Consider the following 18,244-nt stretch of genomic DNA (forward strand, 5'->3'; position numbering starts at 1 on the left):
TAGGAGCGGTTATGGGATTGATGGCGAAAACTCTGGCAATGGTTCTGCTGCTGGTCGTGTCGCTGCCTTCAATGGGGCAGGGCGGTGAACCTGCCGATGTGCGCCTGGTGGTCGACATTTCGGGCAGTATGAAACAGACCGACCCCGAGAACTTGCGGGTGCCGGCCCTCGAGCTGCTGGTCAAGTTGCTTCCCGAATCGTCTCGTGCGGGTGTCTGGACCTTTGGTCAGCAAGTGAACATGCTGGTGCCCTACGACAGCGTGGACGAGCGCTGGAAAGAGCAGGCGCTGGGCGAGACGGGCAACATCAATTCCGTTGGTCTTTTTACCCACATCGGCAAGGCGCTCGAGCGCGCGACCGAGGTGCCACCCGGCGGCGAGCGAGCCGGCGTGGTCCTGCTGACGGACGGTAAAGTGGACATCGATAAAAGCGCCGCGCGCAACGCCCGCGAACGCGAGCGCATTCTCGCCGAGCTTTTGCCGCAACTCAAAGTGCGCGGCTTTACTCTGCACACCATTGCCCTGTCGGATGACGCCGACATTGACTTGCTGCAGCAGCTATCGGGCAGCACCGATGGCCGTCATGCCGTGGTGCGCAGTGCCGAAGAGCTGATGCAGGCCTATCTGCAGATTTTTGATCAGGCGGTTCCCGCCAAGCGCCTACCGCTCAAGGACAATCGATTCTTGGTGGATGACAGCGTCGAGGAATTCACCGCACTGATTTTTCGCGCCGCCGACGGTGAGCCCGCGCAACTCGTGGCGCCCTCTGGCAAGCGACTCTCCGCCAGGGATTATGGCGCCAACACCCGCTGGTACAGCGCCGACGGTTACGACTTGATCACTGTGCGTGAGCCCGAAGCCGGCCAGTGGCAAGTGATCGCCGAGCAGGCCCCGCAAAACCGGGTCACCGTGGTCAGCGATCTTGAACTTTTGGTGGAGCCCCTGCCGAATAATCTGGTGGCGGGTAAGTCGGTCACCTTAAATTTTGGGCTTTACGAAAAGGGCGAGCCGGTTGCCGATACGGATTTTCTCAGCCTGCTAACGGCCCGGGCGCGTATCTCTCAGGTGGGTTCGCCCGCTTCCTGGGCGATAGAGCTAATCGACGAAACACCGACCAAAGGTGTCTTTAGCGAGCCGCTACCGGCCTTTACCGAGCGCGGCGAGTATCTGATTTCGCTGGTGGTCGACGGCAAAACCTTTGCCCGCGAATACCAACACCGTCTGCGAGTGGGCTCGCTGTTTACTGTGGCCATGGACAAGCGCATTGACAGCAAGACCGTCAGCTACACCCTGAGCGTGGAGGCCGATTCACAGTTGATCAACAGCGCTCAGAGCGCGGTCGTTGCTCATGTTAAGCAGTCTACCGGCGATAGCGCCTTGCGCTCGTTAACGCAGACCGAGCCCGGCCACTGGACGCTGACTCTGGTGCCGGAATTACCGGGGCGCTATCTTATTGAGCTCAATGCCAGTGGTGAAGACGCGGCGGGCGCCAGTTTTGATGAGTCTCTGCCCAATCAATACTTCGATTATCCCGCCGAGGGAGACCCGGTGGTGACCGAGGCTGACCGTGAAATTGAACAGCTGGAGCAGGCCCTGGCCGATGAGCGCGCTGCACTGGCGAGGGAGCTAAACGGCGAGACGGAACCTGCGCCAGAACCTGAAGCAGAGCCTGAACCGCCGGCAGAAAAGGCACCTGAGCCAGCCCCTGAGCCCGAGGCCGAGCCGGAACAAAAGGCGGTTGATACGGGGCAGAGCAGCGGCATAAACTGGCTGCTGATTGCCGCGGTGGCGGCGGGCAATCTGGCATTGATCGGGTTGATTTATTGGGCTTACCGACGCTTTAGCAGCAAGGATGTGCAGAGCGAGCTGGATGAATTTGAGCAACAGCTCAAGCAAGCGGGCGAGTCCGAGGCGGCACAAGCGACAGCCTCTGACAGCGTGGCTCTGGATGACAGTGATCCCATGGCGGCGCTGGATGCCCTGGCCGAGCCGGGTATGGACGATGAAGCGCTGTTTCCGGTGGACGAGGATACCGCGAGTGACGATGATGATCTGCCGATGGACGATCTCGGCAGTGACGACGAGGACGATAAAAAGCCCTGATGCAACTGTATTTACCCCAGGTGGAGGCGTTTCCCGAGGCCACGCGCCTTTACCGTCACTGGGGAGAGCGGGTCAAATGCGGCAAGCGTGATCGCCTCTACTGCTTGCGCCAGGGGGAGCAAACACTGGGTATGGCCCGGGTGCTCGAACCGGACTCCGGCGTTTTTTTGTTGCGCAACTTAACGGTGGCGCCTGAGCGCAGAGGCCAATCGCTGGGGCGGGAATTGATGCGCCGCCTGTTGGCCGATCGCTCTGTTCAGCCGCTCCACTGCTATGCCCTGGGGCATCTTCAGAGGTTTTACGAGTCGCTCGGTTTTCAGTGTCTGCCATTGGATTCAGTGCCCGATGCCATCGCCGAACCCTTTGCACGCTACCAGGCTCGGGGCAAACCATTTGTACTCATGGGTGTGGATCTGCGGGAGAGAGTAGATGTGTGAACTACTGGGAATGTCGGCCAATGTTCCCACGGACCTTTGCTTTAGTTTTACCGGCCTTTTGCATCGTGGCGGTGGTACCGGCCCCCACCGCGATGGTTGGGGCGTTGTGTTCTATGAGGGCAAAGGTATCCGCGCTTTTCGCGACAGTGCGCCCAGTATCGACTCCGAAATTGCCCGTTTGGTCAGTCGCTTTCCCATGAAAAGCTGCATCGCCATTAGCCACATTCGCGAAGCCAATGTGGGCGCGGTCAATCTGGAGAACACACACCCCTTTGTTCGCGAGCTTTGGGGGCAAAACTGGACCTTCGCTCACAATGGCCAGCTGGAAAATTCCGCTGATTTGCCCCTTGGAGAATTCACTCCCGTCGGTACCACCGACAGTGAGCATGCCTTTTGCTGGTTACTGGCCAAAATAAAAAGCCGCTACGGCTCGGCCGATGGTCCCGCTAATGATCGGATCAATTACTGGCGCCAACTAAAGCGCTGGTGTGATCATCTTAAAGGTATGGGTGTGACTAATTTGTTGTTCAGTGAAGGGCGGTATTTATACGCTTATTGCTCAACCAAATTAGCCTGGATTACCCGCCGTGCACCTTTTGGAGAAGCCCGGTTAAGCGACGCTGAAATGACGGTTGATTTTGGCGAGCACACTACCTGCAATGATGTGGTTACCATAATCGCCACCCATCCTCTCACCGACAATGAAACATGGAAGCCGATGGAGTCGGGTCAATTTATAGTGTTTGATCAGGGGCAAGTAGCATTCAGCTTGAGTTAAGTTGATGAGAGCTACCTTAGTATTAGGTTTCGTTACCTGTCAGATTCTTAGATTTAAAAAGGGAGAGGTTATGTGCAAAAAAGGGTTTTTTCTGCTATTCGTAGTCACTGTGAGTGCTTGCGGTGGGGGTGGCCAGCAATACAGCGCTTCAAGCTCCTCCAGTGAGGCCAGCTCGTCAAGCTCAAGCAGTAGCAGTGAGGCTTTGGAGGTTTCAACAGAAACGACGGGTCAGGGGACCGTAACACCCTCTCAGATACAACTTGAGCCAGGAGCGGTTGCTGAATTTACCGTTCAACCTGACCCAGGCTATTCCGTCGAAAGTATTACCGGTTGTCCGGGGCAGCTGGAAGCCATGATTTTCACTGTGGGTGCTCTGCAAAGCTCTTGTGAGCTAAGCGTCACCTTTAGTATGAATGCGCTGGCCTCTCCGAGCTTGTCTGTGCAATATCAAACCAATAGACGATTGTTGTTTTCTTGGGAATCGACCGGGAACGCCTACTATAAGCTGATAGAAATAGACAGTTTGGGTGAGGAGCATATCGTTGACGAAAGAATTGACTTCGACAGAGATCGGCTTGTTAAAGATATCTTTATATTGGGCCAGCTGGGTTCAGCCTACCAATTGCTCAGCTGCACTGGTGAAGTATGTGCAGCTTCAGAACAAGTAGAGCCCGAGGGCGAAGCAGCCGCATCCGTACAAGTTTTGCAGCAAGATGAGAAAGACGGCTATTCCAAGAATGCGTTTGGACAGCATGCTCTCATTGGTGAGTCTAGCGGAAACATTTATGCGCCCTCTTATTACATAAACGAATCCTATATAGGCTATCTTCCTTCTGATTTAGTGATTTTCTCTGAGAGGGAAAGCAACGAGCTGCATTCGGTGCAGCGTATAGAAACTGCTTCTATTGATGGTTTGGCTATTGATTCTGCCGAAAAGAATATCTTTCTGGCGCTTGCTCCCAGTCTTAGTTCAGCGATTGGGGAATCCTACCTGTCTTGGTACAAGAGCGATGGCGATGAGTTTTTTCCGCCAGAGGCCCAGTTAAGTGATCTTAACAGGAGAATAAGAAGTATATCTGTCAGTGCAGACGGCGGCTTGCTGGCGCTGGGGGTCGACTCTTTCAGCGGTGATCTTAACGAGCTGCCAGAGGTCTGGCTTTACTCCGTTGGAGATGAATTGCCTTTTGTAACGTCGCTTGCTCCTGAGGTTTTGGATGCTCAAGATGAATTCGGAGCTTCAATCGCTATGTCAGCCAATGGTGATGTTTTGGTAGTCGGCGCGCCGGGAGAAGACAGTGCACGAATTGATGGGGAAATAAGTCCCCATGACAATTCGCAAAACCAAGCCGGTGCTGTGTATGTTTTTGAGCAAAATGGGGACATATGGAGTCAAACGGCCATGTTGAAGTCACCGAATCCCAGAGGTAGATGGTGGGATTGCTACATGGAAGATTGTGCCAAGCTCCACCGGCCAGATGATGCGAGTGGCGATTCATTTGGGGCTTCTGTTTCCGTTAGCGCTGATGGACGTCTGGTGGTGGTGGGCGCGCCTTTGGACGATCAAGGCAAAGGGAGCGTCCACATTTTTAGAGCCTCGTCAACGTGGGAGCATCAAGAGAGTTTGCAGCTGAATCATGCTGACAGTAAAAGTTGGATCTCTCCTACCGAGCACATGGGGGGAGACAATTTCGGTTACAGCGTGTCGATGAGTGGCGATGGGCAATACTTAGCCGTGGGGGCCCCTTATGAAGAGAGCGAGGCGACGGGGTTGCAAGGCAACTCTGCGGACAACTCCAGGCCAAATTCTGGTGCGGCGATGCTGTACAAGTTAGGCCCGGTTGGTGTTCAAAGCTCGACATATATAAAGTCGAACGACCCGGATAGTTTGTTTTTTGGCGTCTCTGTCGACATCTCTGAAGGAGGTGGTCGATCTATGGTGGTGTCTGACAGGGCAGGCGTGCACGTCTATTAGCTCTTTCGATCCAATTAAATTTGGTAATGGAGCCAATTTATGAATTTGATTTTCTGCGACGCCCTGAGACTTGCTAAGATTTCAACTAAATATTTTCAATGTAGTCAGGAGGCGACATGGACATAGATATTGGTATTGATCAATCGGATCGCAAGCAGTTGGCCGAGGGCTTGTCGCGCGTGTTGGCAGACACTTACACGCTCTATCTGAAGACCCATAACTTCCACTGGAACGTGACCGGCCCGATGTTTCAAACCTTGCATCTGATGTTTGAAACGCAGTACACCGAGCTGGCCGTTGCCGTTGATGACATCGCCGAGCGCATTCGCTCTCTCGGCTACCCGGCACCCGGCACTTACAAGCAGTACGTTGAGTTGTCTTCGATCAAAGAAGAGGAAGGTGTGCCCACCGCCAAAGAGATGATCGCCAGTTTGGTGGCAGGGCAGGAGTCTGTTGTCAAAACTGCACGCGCCCTCTATCCCGTGGTGGAAAAATCCAATGATGAAGCCACCGGAGATCTGTTGACCCAGCGAATTCAACTGCACGAGAAAACCGCCTGGATGCTGCGCTCGCTGCTCGAAGAGTAATTGTCCGATACGGCCCGCCGCAGCCACACTGGCTGCGGCGGGCCATTTTATTTTTAAGATCTGCAGGACAGGGTACAATAGCCGCCCCCTGTTTCTGGAGACGCTATGACCAGCCTGCCCCTCAATCTCGATCAACCGCTAGCGCAAGCAATGCTCATTGATGCCCAGCGCCTGCGCCGCAAGGCCCAGGATGTGCGCGAGCGCGAAAAGCAGGGCAAGCCAGTGGATCGCATTCTTGCCAAGTGGCACAGTGAGTGGGAGCAGTCCAGGGCCCGAGCTGAGGCTCGCCGGGGGCAAGTCCCCAGTGAGATCAACTACCCCGACAATCTCCCTGTCAGCGGCAAGCGCGATGACATCGCCGAGTTGATACGCGAGCATCAAGTGGTGGTCCTGGCCGGCGAAACCGGCTCAGGCAAGACCACCCAGTTACCCAAAATTTGTCTGCAATTGGGTCTGGGCGTGCGCGGCATGATCGGTCACACGCAGCCCCGGCGGATTGCGGCACAAACCGTAGCAGCCCGGGTGGCCGAGGAGTTGGGCTCACCGCTGGGCGGTTTGGTGGGCTACCAGGTTCGCTTTACCGAGCAGGCCACGGACCAAACCCTGATCAAGGTGATGACCGACGGTATTCTGCTGGCCGAAATCCAGCAAGACCCCTATCTCAACCGCTACGATACCTTGATCATCGATGAGGCCCACGAGCGCAGCCTAAACATCGACTTCCTGCTGGGTTACCTCAAGCAACTGCTGCCCAAGCGCCCCGATCTCAAGCTGATCATCACTTCGGCCACCATTGATGTCGAGCGCTTTTCCCGTCACTTCAACGGTGCTCCGGTGATTGAAGTGTCGGGCCGCACTTACCCCGTGGACGTCTGGTACCGCCCGCCGGTGGACAGCGACAGCGAAGACAGCGATAGCTATCAGGCCATTATCGAAGCCATCGAAGAAATCGACCTGTACGAGCGTAAGTCGGCCAAAACGCGAGGCGGGGACATTTTGGTCTTTTTAAGTGGCGAGCGTGAGATTCGCGAGGCGGCCAAACGTTTACGCTTGGCTGAGCTGCGCCACTACGAGGTCTTGCCGTTTTACGCGCGGCTGAGCCTTGCTGAGCAAAATCGGGTGTTCAGTGCGCATAAGGGGCGGCGCATTGTTCTGGCGACCAACGTGGCCGAAACGTCAATCACTGTGCCCGGCATTCGCTATGTGATTGATACCGGCGTTGCGCGCATCAGCCGCTACAGCGTGCGTACTAAGGTTCAGCGCTTGCCCATTGAGCCAATCTCCCAGGCGAGTGCCAATCAGCGCAAAGGCCGCTGCGGCCGGGTGAGCGATGGCATCTGTGTGCGCCTTTACAGTGAAGAGGATTATCTCGGTCGCCCCGAATTTACCGATGCGGAAATTCTGCGTACCAACTTGGCGGCGGTGATTTTGCAGATGTTGCAGCTGCGCATTGGCGATATCAACGAATTTCCCTTTGTCGATCCGCCAGATTCCCGGCTGATCAACGATGGTTTTAAGCTCTTGCAGGAGTTGCACGCGGTGGATAAACGCCACCGCCTTACCGGCGATGGTCGCCGCCTGGCGCAGCTGTCTGTGGATCCCACCTTAGGGCGCATGCTGCTTGCCGCCAACGACCTGGGCGCGCTGGAAGAGGTATTGATTATTGTCAGTGCTCTCTCGGTGCAAGACCCGCGCGAGCGACCCGCGGAAAAGCAGCAGGCCGCCGATCAGATGCACAAGCGTTTTGCCGATGAGCACTCGGACTTTATCGCCTATGTGAACCTCTGGCATTTCCACGAAAGCAAACGTCAGGAGTTGACGCAAAACCAGTTGCGCAAACTCTGCAAAAAGGAGTTTCTGTCGTTTTTACGCCTGCGCGAATGGCGGGATATTCATCGGCAGCTAAAACTTATCTGCAAAAAGCTCAACCTGAGTTTTAACACACAGCCTGCTGGCTACGACCAGATTCATCAGGCTATGGTGGCCGGCTTGCTCGGCAACGTGGGCTTTCACAATGAAGGGCGCGAGTACCTCGGCGCGCGTAACCGCAAGTTCGCGATATTCCCGGGTTCATCGCAACAAAAAAGGCGGCCCAAATGGCTGGTAGCGGCGCAATTGTTGGAAACCTCGCAGTTGTTTGCCCACGATGTGGCCAAGGTCGAGCCCGAGTGGTTGCTGCAGGCGGCGAAGCATCTGGTCAAGCGCCATCACTTTGAGCCCCACTATGATCCGCGCTCGGGGCAGGTCAAGGCGTTTGAAAAAGTGAGTCTCTACGGCCTGACCCTGGTGGAAAAGCAGCGGGTTAATTACAGCCAGATCAACCCACAAGAGTGTCGCGAAGTCTTTATTCGCGCCGCCCTGGTCGAGGGACGTTATCTCAAGCGCGGGCAGAAACCGCCGGCTTTTTACCGCCACAACCAGGATCTGGTGGCAGAACTGGAAGCGCTGGAGGCCAAGTCCCGGCGCCGGGACATTCTCGCTGAAGACGAAGTCATCTACGAGTTTTACAACGAGCGCATCCCCGCCGAGGTGATTAACCGCACCGGCTTCGAGGCCTGGCGCAAAGAGGCGGAGCTCACGCAACCGGAGCTGTTGAAAATTCCGCGCGAGCGGCTAATGCAGCGCGCCGTTGCCGATATCAGTGAAGCGCAGTTTCCCGATACCCTGCAGTGGCAGGGCATCAGCTATCCACTGAGTTACCATTTTGAGCCGGGGCACCCGGACGACGGCGTCAGCGTCAATGTGCCGGTGAGCTTGCTGCAAGAGTTGCCCGAGTACCGCCTGCAGTGGCTGGTGCCGGGTATGCTGAGGGATAAATGCATTGATTTGCTGAAGAGCCTGCCCAAGGCTGTGCGCAAACACTTCGTCCCCGTGCCGGATGTGGTGGACAAAGCCCTGGCGGCCATGTCGCCGGATAATGTACCCCTGACCGAGGCTCTTGGCCATCAGCTCAAGCGCCAAACTCTGGTGGTTGTTAGAGACGAGGATTGGGCGCAGGCCCGCGTGGAAGACTTTTTCCGCTTTAATATTAAAGTGGTGGATGATCGCGGTAAGACCATTGCCGCTAGCCGTGATCTTGCCGAACTGCGCGAGCGCTACCGGGAGACGGTACAGAGCAATATTCGCGATGCGGCCGATGATATTACTCGCGAGGGCATCACCCGCTGGGATCAGGCCCTGCCCGAGACGATTGAGCTCAAGCGTAAGGGCCTGTCCATTCGCGCTTATCCCGCTTTGGTCGATAAACGGGACTCGGCGGCCATGGAGGTGCTGGACGATCCGCGCCAGGCGCATGATCAGTCGCTGGCTGGAGTCTCCCGGTTGCTGCTGCTCGAATGCCGGGACACCGTTAAATACCTTGGGAAAGAGCTGCTAAAAGGCAAGGAGCTCGGGTTGTCGGTGGTGCAGGTTGGCAAACGCGATGCGGTGGTTGACGACCTGTGCCTGGCGGCGGCCTGCCAGCTGGCCATGGCCGATGGTGCGATTCCGCGCGACGAGCAGGCGTTTGATGCCGCGCTGGCACGGGTGAAACCCGACTTGGTGGAGCGTGCTCAGGCCCTTGAGGGTATTTTGGTGAAGGCCCTGGCGCAGGTGGTGAGTATCAAGAAAGCCCTCAAGCAAAGCAAGAACGCCCTGACGATCGCTCTGGCGGCTGGGGATATCAACCATCAACTGGATCGCTTGTTTTACCCCAAAATGGTTTTCCTTACGCCCTACGAGTGGTTTTGCGAGTATCCGCGCTACCTTGAGGCCATTACCCTCCGCCTGGAAAAGGCGGCCCTGAACCCGCAGAAAGACCGGATGCTGATGGCGGAGCTGGAGCCATTGGAACAGCGGTTGACGGACTATCTGAGCAGCCATGGCGAGTATCAGCTGCGCGAGAATCCGGCGCTGGCCCGCTATCGCTGGGCGTTGGAGGAGCTGCGAGTATCGCTCTTCGCTCAGACCCTGAAAACGCGGTTTCCCGTTTCGGTGAAACGGCTCAACAAGCTCTGGAGCGAGGAAGTGGGGGCATAATCGGCGCTCGGTAAGCAAAGAGTAAGGGGTTTTGCGAGCTGGGTGTAACAAATCGTAAAACAGATACTCTATAGTGGGAGCGCGGTGTATCCATAAGGCTCGCTGCGCATCATCAATGAAACAAATGGAGATGGTCCGATGAATAAGAACTTTAAATCCCCCCTCGCGGCTGCCGTTGGCGCAGCTTTTCTGGCTGGTGCCGCCATGGCGCCGGTAGCCACTGCCGCTGAAAATCCGTTTGCGGCCGAATCTCTCGGTTCAGGCTACAAACTTGCCGCGCACGATGGTGAAGGCAAGTGCGGCGAAGGCAAGTGCGGTGAGCACAAAGCCGAAAAGGAAGGAAAATGCGGCGAGGGCAAATGCGGCGAGAAAAAAGCGGCCAAAGAAGGTAAATGCGGCGAAGGTAAGTGCGGCGAGAAAAAAGCCGACAAGGAAGGTAAGTGTGGCGAAGGCAAATGCGGCGGCGAAAAAGCAGACAAGGAAGGCAAGTGCGGCAGCAAGTCAGATAAAGAAGGCGCTTGCGGCCACTGATGGATAAGCATCGCTTTGCGATAGCCGGTGCGGGTTTGGGCCTGCGCCGGAGCCTTCTGGCCCCTTTGGCGGATGTCTCCACCAATGAGGTCCAGTTTCTGGAGGTGGCTCCAGAGAATTGGATTGGTGTGGGCGGCCGTCTAGGGCGCCAGTTTCGTGCCTACACGGAGCGTTTTCCGTTTGTGTGCCACGGTTTGTCTTTATCCATTGGTTCGCGTGATCCGCTGAATATTGATCTGCTCAAGGCAGTCAAAGGTTTTATGCGCGATCACGGGGTTATTGGTTACTCTGAGCATCTGAGTTACTGTAGCGACGATGGCCAATTGTATGACCTGCTGCCGATTCCGTTTACTGAAGACGCCGCCCGGCGTGTGGCTGAGCGCATTGTCCGAGCCCAGGATATTCTCGGCCAGCGCATCGCCATCGAAAATGCCTCCTATTACTGCGCCCCAGGCGCGCAGATGAGCGAGAGCGAATTTATTAATGCGGTGGTGGAAGAGGCCGATTGCAGCTTGCTGCTGGACATCAATAACATCATCGTTAACAGCGTAAACCATGGCTACGACGCCGAGACGTTTCTGCGCTCGATGCCTTTGGAGCGCGTGGCCTACGCGCATATTGCCGGCCATTATCATGAGGCCGAGGATCTGCGCGTTGATACCCACGGTGCGCCCGTCGAGGCGCCGGCCTGGAAGCTTCTCGAGCGCTTTTATGCCCTGGCCGGGCCAGTGCCGACTTTGCTGGAGCGCGACTTTAACCTTCCGCCGGTACCCGAGTTATTGGGTGAGGTGGCGCAAATTCGAGAGCGCCAAGTGCGTTGCGACGCCGGTGCCTCTGGCCGTCGTGCGCACGCGGAGTCGTCAGTATGACAATGGGTGAGTCCGAGCGCTTGCAAGAGGCGCTTTCCCGTCATTTGCGCCACCCCGGCGTTCATCCTGCACCCGCGGGTATTGAAGACAGACGCCTGGCCATATACCGCGACCTGATTTACAACAACATCGAGGGATTCATCGCCGGGGGGTTCCCCGTGCTGCGCGAAATTCTCGACGATGACCGCTGGCACGCTCTGGTCAGGGATTTTGTCTCTACCCATCGAAGTCAAAGTCCGTATTTTCTCGAAATCAGCCAGGAATTTCTGGCCTACCTGCAAAATGAGCGTCAAGGTTCGCCCGACGACCCGCCATTTCTGCTTGAGTTGGCGCATTACGAGTGGGTGGAGCTGGCCCTAGATGTAGCCGAGGGCGAGTTACCTGCCGCCAGACAAGCTCAGGATCTGCTGGGCGGGCGAGTGCAGGTGTCCCCTTTACTGTGGTGTTTGAGCTATCGCTATCCGGTGCATCGCCTCGGCCCGGATTTTCAGCCCATGGAACCTCCCCCGGAGCCTACCTTCTTGTTGGTCTATCGCAACCGCGCCGAACAGGTAGAGTTTATGCTCTCCAATAATGTCACTGTGCGATTGATCAAGATCCTGCAAGCTGGCACTGAATCCGGTGAGTCGGCGCTGCGCCAATTGGCTCAAGAGATGGAGCACCCCGACCCGGCACAACTGATTGAACACGGCGCCGGCCTATTAGAAGAGTTGAGCGCCAGAGACATTCTCTGGGCCGAGTGAGCAGCAAACCCGCCAGTTTCATCTATAGTTACTGTGAAACAACCTATTGTGCGCCAGATGCGTTTTTTTGGTGCTTTTCTCCGGGTCTGTAACATAAATGAAATATATTCCTCGCACTATACGCGCCGTTTGTCATATAACTGTCACTAAAAATTCATCACCTTGACATTTAACTGTCATGAGTGGGCGGAGGCGATTCAATGAAAAAATCGGTTTTGAGCACGGCTTTCCTTGTGGTCATGGCGGCACAATCCGCCAATGCGGTTACCCTGTATGGCAAGGCCAATGTGGCACTGCAGCAAGTCGACGAAGCAGGGGACAGCGAGATCGAGCTGATCAGCAACTCCTCGCGCATCGGCCTGATGGGCGACGGCGCGGTCTCTGACAATGTGTTGGTTCTTTACCGCTTCGAATACGAAACCAGCGTTGACGATGGGGAAAACAGCGGTCAGACTCTGACCCAACGCAACATCTATCTCGGTGTGCAGACCCAGTACGGCACACTGATGGGCGGTGTGTTCGATACCCCCCTGAAAACGGCGGCCTCTCCTGTTGACCTGTTCAACGACCTGGAAGGGGATATTCGCAATATCTTTGCCGGTGAGATCCGTGCCAAAAATATCGTCCAGTACGTCACGCCCAAGTCCTTTGGCGCGGTGACGGGCAAGATCGCCTACATTACCAAGGAGGTAGATGGTATTGACGGGGTGTCGGCCTCTATCGCCTATTCAGATGGGCCGATTTATCTGGCCGCCGCCATGGATCAGGATGTGGAGGACAATGTCGCCAATACGGACACCTACCGTGTTATCGGCGCCTATACTCTTGGCGACTTACAGATCGGCGGCGCCTATGAAAAGTACGATAACGAGCAGGGTGATGGTGACGGTTACTTTGCCTCTGTTCAGTGGGACATTACCGACCAGTGGGTGTTTAAGACTCAGTATGGCCAGTCGGATATCAAGGTAGAGGGGCGCGAGAGCTTCAGTATCGGGGGAGACTATAAGTTCACCAAGGCCATCAAGGCGTTTGGCTACTTTACCCAAAATGAGGATGATCTGGTCCGGGATGACGACTACCTGGGTGTCGGTATGGAAATCAAGTTTTGATGATGCATAGAGCCCTTATCCGTATCGCTTTGGCTGCGTCAGCGACGATCGTCTTTCCCGGCGCTTTGGCGCAACAGGAGTGTGAGCCGGCTGTGGACATGATTGAAAGCAACGACGCGGTCAATCGCATCAGTGAATGTGACTATAGTGATGAGGGTATTAATGGCTGGTTGTCGGGACTCGGTGAGCGCAAGCCCACTGATTCCGCGGCGGCCGCGTCTTCCTCCGCCAGCGCTTCAGGGGCCGAGGGCGGTGAGTTCGAGTTGAGCAGCGCGCCTGTGGCCGAGCCGCTGGCGCTCCTGCAAGCCCGCTTTGCGTTAATCAGCAAGGCGGCGCAGCGCTGTGAGCAGGGCGCCGCCATTGTAAAGCTTGAGCGTTACCGCCCGCTGGAGGGGGGTAAACTGCGTCTGGAAATGCGGTTTCAGTGTCAGGACTGAGACCGGCATTGTGTCGCCTGGGTTGTTTCGCTAGAATATGAACAATCGTTCAGCGGCGGGTGGCGCAGGCCTAGAGGTTAGGCACAGACTTCCCATCGAGTGACCGACGTTGCCGAGGCTTTCGGCTTGCGCGGTCAATCCCCATCGGCATGCGGGTTCGTGTGTCGAGAGCTGCTCTTCATCTGCGGATATTACAGGAATGTACCCGTGAATTCATTGCACCGAATTTTATTGTTGCTGGCGCTTGCTGGCGCTCCCGTCTTTGCTCACGCCTCCGATGCGCAAGATCCTTGGGAGGAGTTTAACCGCGCTATGTTCGCGTTTAACGATGCGGCCGATACCTTCGTGATCCGGCCCGTGGCCAAGGGCTACAGCACAGTCACCCCGGCGCCCGTGCGCCGCGGCGTCAGTAATGTGTTTAACAATCTTCTCGAAGTGCGCAATGTCTTTAACGATGTTTTGCAGGGAAAGTTCGCCCAGGCGGGCAAGGACAGCGGACGCTTTTTGGTGAACAGCACGCTCGGCGTTGTCGGGCTGTTTGATGTGGCTACCCACATGGGCATGCCCAGGGGGGAGGGTGAGGATTTTGGTCAGACTCTCGCGGTCTGGGGTGTGCCCGATGGACCCTATTTGGTGCTGCCGGTATTTGGGCCGCGCACCTTGCGCGACGCAGCGGGCACCCCGGTGGATTGGGTCACCGACCCGAAAACCTACATTGGTCATACCCGTACCAGCTATGAAGTGAAGGTGGCCGAGCTGGTGGATACCCGGGCTGGTCTGCTCGCGCTGGAGCAGGATATCGGCTCTGACAAGTACACCCTCTATCGCGACATCTACCTGCAACGCCGGGAATATCTGATTAAAGATGGCGAGGTAGAGGACTCCTTCGGCAGCGACGTCGACGATTTTGAGGACTTCTGAACTTAGTCGATCACTTCGATAATCTGCATGCCAGTGGCGAAACGCTCGCCTTGAGGCAGGACCCTCACCACTTTGACCACCGCCCGCAGTTGAGGGCTGTGGCCATGATTGGAGGCGATGTTGATTTCCCACTCGCTGTCTTGTGCCAGCTCGTCGTCCAGCTCCAGCTGCATGCCACCGCCGCTCAGTTCGCGGCAGATCCCTTTGTAGGTGCCCCCATCGCCGGTGAGAGTGGCTTCCAGCGGGGTTTCAATTTTCATGCGGATAAAATCGCGTTTCTCGTCAAAGGGTTTGCCGGATAGGCTCATCGTTTACTCCTTCGGGTGGGTCGCTGCGATTGTTGTTATGCGCCTTAAGATTAGCAGCGAAAAGCGTGTAAGACCACTGTCTGTGTAAGGCGGCGGGGACGCTTGCGTGTGACGCTATAAGGGAGTACTGTAATGCGCCATTACGCTGGCCGGTTCGGGCCGGCGGGCACCAGTTGGGTTCAACGGGTAGAGTAATGACCGATACCAGCCGCACGCTATTGATCATCGATGACGATAAACCGGTGCGCCACAGTATCGCTGCTTTTCTGGAAGACAGCGGCTTTCAGGTGGTCGAGGCGGCGGATGGGCCCACCGGGCTTGCCCTCTACGCCGAGCGAGACATTGACTTGGTGATCACCGATCTGCGCATGCCCTCTATGGACGGTTTGACCGTTCTCAAAAATCTCCACGATATCTCAGCCGACACGCCCGTTATTGTCATTTCCGGTGCCGGTGTGATGAGCGATGTGGTTTCGGCGCTGCGCCTTGGGGCCAGTGACTACCTGATTAAACCTATTGTGGATATGGAAGTGCTGGTGCACTCGGTGGAAAAGGCGCTGGAGCGCCGCGACCTCTTGGCGCAGAACAAAAAATACCGGGAAAAGCTCGAGCGGGCCAATAAGGGCTTGCGGGAAAATTTGCGAGTGCTGGAGCGCGATCAGGTGGCCGGCCGACAGGTGCAAAGACGACTTCTTCCACATCCTCAGACTACGGCTGAGGGCTACAGTGTCGCTCATCATATTGCGCCCTCGCTCTACCTCAGCGGCGATTTTGTCGACTATGCTCATATTGGCCGTCGCTATCTAGCGTTTTATCTGGCGGATGTGTCCGGTCATGGGGCTTCCTCGGCGTTTGTGACCATTTGGTTGAAACACTTGGTGAGCCGGATGGTGCGTGAGGAGGGGCTGTTTGGCGATGAGGCGTCTTTTCAGACCGGGGCCAGCAGTATGCTGGCGGACATCAATCGCGAGTTGAACGAAACCAGCCTGAATCATCACCTCACGTTTTTTGTGGGCGTCATCGATACCCAGACACACGAAATGCGCTATGTGGTGGCGGGGCACCTGCCAATGCCGCTGCTGGTGACTGAGGGTAAGGCTGAGTTTTTACAGGGCAGTGGCAAGCCAGTGGGGATTTTTAAAAACGCCAGTTGGCAGGTCCACTCGTTGACGTTGCCTGAGCAGTTTTCGCTGGTTTGCTTTTCCGATGGAGTTTTGGAAATTCTACCGGCGGCAAGTCTCAAGGAAAAAGAGGCCTATTTACTGGAATTAATGGCGCAAAAGGCGCAAAATCTAGAAACCGTATGCAACGCCCTGGCGATTAAAGATGTCAGCGAAACACCCGACGATATCGCCATTTTGACCATTACCCGAGGTTATTGACAATGCGACCTGGCCAGATTCTGGTTGCCGATCACGATGGTGTGTTTGTGATTAAGATGGTGGGTGATGTGCGCTTGACCCTGTGCATTTCATTTGATCAGTTTATTGACAACATGTTTGGTCGGGAGGGGTTTGCCGGCGTCCTGTTTGACCTGTCTGACGCCGAGGCCATCGACAGCACGACCCTAGGGTTGATGGCAAAAATTTCCATCCTCGGGGAGGAGCGCGACGGTTCGCGGCCGATCATTCTCTCCACCAATGAAAGCATTAACCGCATTCTTGAAACCATGGGGTTTGCCGACATTTTTACCATAGTCAGCGAGCTGGATTCACCGGTTGAGGCGACAGAGCCTCTCCCCGAAGGCGAACAACCGGATGACGAAGAGGTGGTGAAAGGCAAGGTCATTGAGGCTCACCGCATTCTAATGGGGCTCAACCGCGACAATGAAAAAACCTTTACCAACCTCGTCAATATGCTAGAGGGCGATCAATAGGCGCTCAGTCTTGCGCCTGTTCCCTGGCCTGATTGCGCGCCACCAAAAAATCCGTGTGCGACAGATACACCAAATCAGCCACTCTGCGGATAAGGTGCTCCTCGTATTTATCCAGATCCCCGTCGGCCAGAGCAATTTGCCACATGGACTTGATCAGTACGAACTTCTCTTCCCGTGAGCAATGATCATTCACCCTTTGAGTAAACTGAAAGAGCGAGGTCGCATCCTGTTGCCTGGATTCGGCCTGTTGCTGCAGCTCGTTGACTTCCTCGGCAGAGAGTCCGTAAACCTCTGAGAGAATGGATTTGAACGCGGCAAGCTCGGCACCGTCAAACACCCGGTCGGCCGCGGCTACCTCCATCAACAAAGCGGCGGCGGCTAGGTGCTTTTCGTCGTCGGAGAGCGCTTCTTGATCGCCGCCTGCCTCAGACAGGCGGCTTTCGAAAAAACGGGCAATGCGATTAAGCATTGGCCAGCTCTTTCAGCAGGTCTTCCAATTTTACCTGATCCTTCGCGAAGTTACGGATACCCTCGGCCAGCTTTTCGGTGGCCATGGCATCGTCGTTCAGGCCAAAGCGGAACTGGCTTTCATTTTCCAGCAGCTTGTCGATGGCAGAACCGGTGTTGTTCGGTGACAGGACTCGCTCAAGAGAGCCGGTGTCTTCGTCCAGCTCTTTGAGCAGCTGCGGGCTGATGGTCAGGCGGTCGCAGCCAGCCAGTGCTTCAATTTCGCCGGTGTTGCGGAAGCTGGCGCCCATAACAACTGTTTCGTAGTTGTGCTGTTTGTAGTAGTTGTAGATGTGGCGCACGGACTGAACGCCAGGATCGGTTTCCGCGGTGTAATCTTCGCCGGTGGCGTTTTTATACCAATCGAGGATACGGCCGACAAACGGCGAGATCAAAAAGACGCCCGCATCGGCGCAGGCCGCCGCCTGACCAAAGCCGAACAGCAGCGTCAGGTTACAGTTAATGCCTTCTTTTTCCAGCTGCTCTGCGGCTCGGATGCCTTCCCAGGTAGAGGCCAGTTTGATCAGCACTCTGGATTTGTCGATGCCGTTTTGCTGATACAGATCGATCAGGTGGTGAGCCTTGTCGATGCTGGCGGCCGAATCAAAGCTCAAGCGCGCGTCCACTTCGGTCGAGATGCGGCCGGGCACGAGTTTGAGGATTTCGCAGCCGATAGCAACGGCCAGGTGGTCGCAGGCGTACTTGAGTTGCTGATCGCTGCTGCCGCCTTCTTTTTTGGCAGCGCTGATACACGCATCGAGCAGAGATTTGTAACCGGGCAGCTGGGCCGCTTTGAGCAGCAGCGACGGGTTGGTGGTGGCGTCCTGCGGCTTGTAGAGTTTGATGGCTTCGATATCGCCGGTGTCGGCAACCACGTCGGTCATCTGCTTGAGTTGTTCGAGTTTGGTACTCACAATTTGGCTCCTAAACGTATTGTCAAAAGTGCGAAGTTGACGCTAGCGGCACCCCGATTGCTCTCGTGGAGCTTGTAGTTGTGGTAGCCGCCCAGACGGATCCCAGGCGGTGGACTTGCGGGCGCGTGAGTGGCCG

At 56.1% G+C, this 18,244-nt stretch carries 17 protein-coding genes; 14 read left to right on the forward strand and 3 right to left on the reverse strand.

Annotated elements, in window-relative coordinates; all coding sequences use genetic code 11:
- Positions 1-11 precede the first annotated feature (11 nt).
- The 12 genes from QWI16_RS17005 to QWI16_RS17060 all read left to right on the forward strand — a co-directional run bounded on the left by QWI16_RS17005 (position 12) and on the right by QWI16_RS17060 (position 14,503).
- Complete coding sequence (locus QWI16_RS17005) at positions 12-2,102, forward strand: VWA domain-containing protein (protein ID WP_302714980.1); 2,091 nt, start codon at positions 12-14, stop codon at positions 2,100-2,102.
- Positions 2,102-2,539: a GNAT family N-acetyltransferase gene (locus QWI16_RS17010; RefSeq protein WP_302714981.1), complete on the forward strand. Its 438-nt coding sequence runs from the start codon at positions 2,102-2,104 to the stop codon at positions 2,537-2,539. Before QWI16_RS17005 ends, QWI16_RS17010 begins: the two co-directional genes overlap by 1 nt.
- The gene (locus QWI16_RS17015) at positions 2,532-3,317 is read left to right on the forward strand and encodes a class II glutamine amidotransferase (protein WP_302714983.1); all 786 of its coding nucleotides are present in this window, start codon (positions 2,532-2,534) and stop codon (positions 3,315-3,317) included. Before QWI16_RS17010 ends, QWI16_RS17015 begins: the two co-directional genes overlap by 8 nt.
- Before the next feature lie 70 nt (positions 3,318-3,387).
- Positions 3,388-5,289, forward strand: a complete 1,902-nt coding sequence (locus QWI16_RS17020) for an FG-GAP repeat protein (protein ID WP_302714985.1) — start codon at positions 3,388-3,390, stop codon at positions 5,287-5,289.
- A gap of 116 nt (positions 5,290-5,405) precedes the next feature.
- Positions 5,406-5,876, forward strand: coding sequence for a Dps family protein (locus QWI16_RS17025; protein WP_302714987.1), 471 nt, complete (start codon positions 5,406-5,408; stop codon positions 5,874-5,876).
- Between the two features lie 105 nt (positions 5,877-5,981).
- Complete coding sequence (gene hrpA / locus QWI16_RS17030; protein ID WP_302714990.1) at positions 5,982-9,893, forward strand: ATP-dependent RNA helicase HrpA; 3,912 nt, start codon at positions 5,982-5,984, stop codon at positions 9,891-9,893.
- Between the two features lie 138 nt (positions 9,894-10,031).
- Complete coding sequence (locus tag QWI16_RS17035) at positions 10,032-10,424, forward strand: HvfA family oxazolone/thioamide-modified RiPP metallophore (protein ID WP_302714992.1); 393 nt, start codon at positions 10,032-10,034, stop codon at positions 10,422-10,424.
- Positions 10,424-11,293, forward strand: a complete 870-nt coding sequence (locus QWI16_RS17040) for an HvfB family MNIO-type RiPP peptide maturase (RefSeq protein ID WP_302715014.1) — start codon at positions 10,424-10,426, stop codon at positions 11,291-11,293. Before QWI16_RS17035 ends, QWI16_RS17040 begins: the two co-directional genes overlap by 1 nt.
- Positions 11,290-12,036, forward strand: coding sequence for an HvfC family RiPP maturation protein (locus QWI16_RS17045; RefSeq protein WP_302715015.1), 747 nt, complete (start codon positions 11,290-11,292; stop codon positions 12,034-12,036). Before QWI16_RS17040 ends, QWI16_RS17045 begins: the two co-directional genes overlap by 4 nt.
- A 200-nt stretch (positions 12,037-12,236) precedes the next feature.
- Positions 12,237-13,145 carry a porin gene (locus QWI16_RS17050; RefSeq protein WP_302715016.1) on the forward strand — a complete coding sequence of 303 codons (909 nt, stop codon included), beginning with the start codon at positions 12,237-12,239 and terminating at the stop codon, positions 13,143-13,145.
- Positions 13,145-13,582 carry a hypothetical protein gene (locus QWI16_RS17055; protein WP_302715018.1) on the forward strand — a complete coding sequence of 146 codons (438 nt, stop codon included), beginning with the start codon at positions 13,145-13,147 and terminating at the stop codon, positions 13,580-13,582. The genes QWI16_RS17050 and QWI16_RS17055 overlap by 1 nt, the downstream gene beginning before the upstream one ends.
- 207 nt (positions 13,583-13,789) lie before the next feature.
- On the forward strand, positions 13,790-14,503 hold the full coding sequence (locus QWI16_RS17060) for an MlaA family lipoprotein (protein ID WP_302715019.1): 714 nt from the start codon (positions 13,790-13,792) through the stop codon (positions 14,501-14,503).
- A gap of 2 nt (positions 14,504-14,505) precedes the next feature.
- Here the strand turns inward: QWI16_RS17060 and QWI16_RS17065 are convergent, their stop codons facing one another.
- The gene (locus QWI16_RS17065; RefSeq protein ID WP_302715020.1) at positions 14,506-14,811 is read right to left on the reverse strand and encodes a PilZ domain-containing protein; all 306 of its coding nucleotides are present in this window, start codon (positions 14,809-14,811) and stop codon (positions 14,506-14,508) included.
- Between the two features lie 194 nt (positions 14,812-15,005).
- Here QWI16_RS17065 and QWI16_RS17070 point away from each other — a divergent pair, with 194 nt between their 5' ends.
- A complete protein-coding gene (locus QWI16_RS17070) occupies positions 15,006-16,193 on the forward strand; it encodes a SpoIIE family protein phosphatase (protein ID WP_302715021.1) in 1,188 nt (395 codons plus the stop codon).
- Positions 16,194-16,195: 2 nt separating this feature from the next.
- Positions 16,196-16,687: an STAS domain-containing protein gene (locus QWI16_RS17075; protein WP_302715022.1), complete on the forward strand. Its 492-nt coding sequence runs from the start codon at positions 16,196-16,198 to the stop codon at positions 16,685-16,687.
- A gap of 4 nt (positions 16,688-16,691) precedes the next feature.
- Here the strand turns inward: QWI16_RS17075 and QWI16_RS17080 are convergent, their stop codons facing one another.
- A complete protein-coding gene (locus QWI16_RS17080) occupies positions 16,692-17,156 on the reverse strand; it encodes a tellurite resistance TerB family protein (protein ID WP_302715023.1) in 465 nt (154 codons plus the stop codon).
- Positions 17,149-18,108 carry a transaldolase gene (tal, locus tag QWI16_RS17085; RefSeq protein ID WP_302715025.1) on the reverse strand — a complete coding sequence of 320 codons (960 nt, stop codon included), beginning with the start codon at positions 18,106-18,108 and terminating at the stop codon, positions 17,149-17,151. Before tal ends, QWI16_RS17080 begins: the two co-directional genes overlap by 8 nt.
- Positions 18,109-18,244 lie beyond the last annotated feature (136 nt).

The sequence above is a fragment of the Gilvimarinus algae genome, assembly GCF_030518215.1.
Taxonomy (GTDB): domain Bacteria; phylum Pseudomonadota; class Gammaproteobacteria; order Pseudomonadales; family Cellvibrionaceae; genus Gilvimarinus; species Gilvimarinus algae.